A 2607-nucleotide genomic window follows, 5' to 3' on the forward strand; every position below is an offset into this window, starting at 1 on the left:
CCCAACGGGGGCGCCAACGCAGGCCGGCTTTCACCGACCAGTGTCCTGATCTTCAAAAGCCTTTAGTCAGCTTTTAAAGCCTTCATCGACTCCTAAAAACTTCACCGCCGGCTTGACGATGGCGCGGTGTTAGGTGCATTTTTAATAAAATGAGTGGAATAATCAGCAAAACATGCGTGCAAGGTTTTATAAGATACATACTGATACGTTTGAGGGGGCGAAAATCCTGGCAACCGTCTTCTAACTTCGTCGAGGGATAATTCGTGAGGTAAGGCAACAACATCTTTAATTTTAATACCAACTGCCTTAGTAGATTTTTGATAGTAGTCAAAGAATGATGCCTTTTCGATGCCCAACCAGTCATTGTAATTATTCCACAGGTCCGTTGGGTTCATTTCTAAGATTTCTTCAATTTTACATATACATGCCACCTCCTTATTTGGGTATGTACAGTAGATTATAACCAGTTGAACATCCGCTTGTCTAGGCTTCACCTTCCTCAACTCAATGGTTTTGGTGCCATCAAGAATTCGGTCAACATATTGAGGTTTTACCGAAATTAACAGTGCCTCTTTCATTGTGTAAGATTGTAAAGCTCTAAAAATTTTTCCCCTGAGATTCTTAATGGACTTGGAAAAGTATGCGGTTTCCCCAGAACTTTTTGTGCTGTATCTAAAGAGATAGGTCTAGCAAAAACTTCGGTGTCTGAGAATTCAATTGCTTTAATCTTTTTCGTCAAATCTCCGCAGCATAAATCTTTGATATTGTGCCATTCGTAAGTTCCCAAAGATTTATATTTTTTATAAAGATCTTTTGGATAGTCAATACTTACATCCTCAATATAAGAACATCCAATTATAGATTTTGTCCTTGAGGAGTATTTGGTGCTTGAACTTGCGTACCAAAGAATTCTACTAGGAACACACTCAATGTCAGGTCGAGTGCTTCTATAATAAATGTTGCTTCTGTTCCATATTAAAGCTTCCTTAGCTCCAAACAAAGTTTCGTTGGAGAGACTGAAGTCAAATAATTGGCCAGCCCAATAAGGCCTTATTGGAATAATTAAATTGTTGATTTCCAGGCCCTCTATTTTACCAGGGTAGATCAGCCTTTCTAACTCATAGCTATTCAACTCTGAATCAATTTCATGGCGAGAAAGTTCATTAAGCACATTTATTCTACTACGCACCCCAAAAAGTACAACCTTGTAGGAACGATTGCCCTGGACTCTAAAGTATCTGTTCGTAAGCAACACTCTCATTTCACCATCAATCCATGAATTATCGATTGTTAATTCACGACATAAATTTTCGATAGAATCATTTACTAATTGGCTAATAATTTGGTTGAATAGTACATACTTATTCTTAAAATCAGAGATCCTAAGGAACTGTACGCTTAGTACTTCATTTTCGATTTTGTATATAATTACTGCTAAAATATTTCGATCTGACAGTACAATTTTACTAATGTTATCTCGGTGGGTTATCAAATTTTTAAACCTTGATTTGAATTCTGCTTTTCTTTCAATATTCGAATCATAAAATTGATCGATACATACGTCAATTTCGTGATCTCTTAATCTTCTGTATTCTATCCTCATGCCACCCAAGTTTCGAGGTAAATAGGTTGACTTATTCTGTATCTGGTCAAATCGAATGATAAACTCTGTGGGTGTCAGAATTTCTACATTCAAATGGTTAATTTTGTCTTTAAAAGCTTTCTTCAGCCTCTCATCAGTAGTAATAAAGTACTCTATATTGTTTGCTATAGTTTCAGAAAGTTGCCTTCGATCTGCATGATCGTTTTTTGAATTAGGTGGAGCAATTTGACATAGCTCATGAAAGATTTCATCTGCTCTGACTCGATGATGCTTCAATTTATAAAATTGATCTAGTATTCTTCGAGTTTCATTTCTTCGATTGGTATCTGGATCATTTAATAGTTCATGGCAACTTTCGTTTGCGTGATAAAAGTCTACTTCAGATACTAAGTTGTCATTATAAAGATATCTTATTGGATTTAAAGGATAGTCGACTATATCATTGATGTCTCTTGTTCGAGTGACTATATTCAGGTCGACAACAGCAGCAACTTTAGTCTGCACTTGAGTAGTAAATAGATTTGGTTTCGAAAGCCTAAATGACCAGATGATTAATCTGCTAGGTGCTTTACCCCTTCCAGGTTTTTCACTCAAGGGGTAGAAATGGTTTCTTTTCCATAATTGTGAAGCGTGTTCGTAATCTGCTCTACAAGTAAGCTGAATTTCTGCATATGAGTCATCGTACTTTTTTATAATCCATTCCAACATTTTGTCGGCTACCCCTACTCCTTGATACTGGTTGTCTACACACAATTGAGCAATCTTAATTTGACTTGTTCTTTTTAAAGGTCTAAATAGGACATGACCCATTAGAGATTCATTCTCTACAGCCACAAGTATACCCCCTCTATGGGCATAGTGTTCGTACGCAACTTGGGGTAGATGCCCAACCGTCTTGGAAAACTTATCACCAAGGGCAATGACTTGATGTAATATTGGATCTGAATGTGTTATAACTTTAATCTGCAATTGTAAGTTTTGTTTTAGTTGCACCTAACGGGGGC

At 36.9% G+C, this 2607-nt stretch carries 2 protein-coding genes; both read right to left on the bottom strand.

Features of this window, described 5'->3' with window-relative positions:
* Positions 1–101: 101 nt before the first annotated feature.
* The gene (locus tag GGR28_RS18795; protein WP_183497380.1) at positions 102–578 is read right to left on the bottom strand and encodes an ASCH domain-containing protein; all 477 of its coding nucleotides are present in this window, start codon (positions 576–578) and stop codon (positions 102–104) included.
* Positions 575–2572 carry a GNAT family N-acetyltransferase gene (locus tag GGR28_RS18800; protein ID WP_183497381.1) on the bottom strand — a complete coding sequence of 666 codons (1998 nt, stop codon included), beginning with the start codon at positions 2570–2572 and terminating at the stop codon, positions 575–577. Before GGR28_RS18800 ends, GGR28_RS18795 begins: the two co-directional genes overlap by 4 nt.
* Positions 2573–2607 lie beyond the last annotated feature (35 nt).

Origin of the sequence: Neolewinella aquimaris (genome assembly GCF_014197245.1) — a bacterium.
Taxonomy (GTDB): Bacteria; Bacteroidota; Bacteroidia; order Chitinophagales; family Saprospiraceae; genus Neolewinella; species Neolewinella aquimaris.